1 pseudogene is annotated in these 520 nt (G+C 41.5%); it reads right to left on the bottom strand.

The annotated features are described in order from the left end of the window. Positions 1 to 395: pseudogene (locus P5683_RS25715) on the bottom strand (IS630-like element ISAtsp7 family transposase); the annotation flags it as partial. Positions 396 to 520 lie beyond the last annotated feature (125 nt).

Genomic DNA, 520 nt, shown 5'->3' with positions numbered 1-520 from the left:
GTCGCGCTTTCTGTACTTCTTCAGTTACTACTTTTTCGCTCCTGTATGTTTTTTTTGAGACTTATATCGTGCTGCTTTAAAAATCTATCTATCATGGTCGTACTGACATTTATGCCCAGCTTGTCTCTGAGCTTATCACTATATTGCCATAAGGTCAGGTCGGGGTGGGCTTCTACAATATCTATCACGGCTTCCTCATGCTTAGATAAAATGCTTTTCTTTTTAGTGCCACACTTACGAGGAGATAAGTCTCCCGTTAATCGATACTGTTTGACCAGTCGCCTTACCGTGTCTGGACTCACCAAAAAGCGTTTCGCTACTTTTCGGATAGAAGTGTCTCCTTTTTCATAGGCTTCTACTATCTTTTTCCGAAAATCTAAAGAGTAACGGCTCATGGTAGTTGGTTGTGATAACTTATACAATAGCCATACATTATACCGTACTTTGTGTTTTGTGTAAAGGCTGTAATTGGTGTATGGGGTTGGCTGGTTTTTCCTCTGTTCGCTGGGTCTCTGGGCGT

This window comes from Limnospira sp. PMC 1279.21, from assembly GCF_032349615.1.
GTDB lineage: Bacteria > Cyanobacteriota > Cyanobacteriia > Cyanobacteriales > Microcoleaceae > Limnospira > Limnospira fusiformis.
Note: the sequence above shows the minus strand (reverse complement) of the source record. Positions and strands in the feature narration are given on the sequence as shown.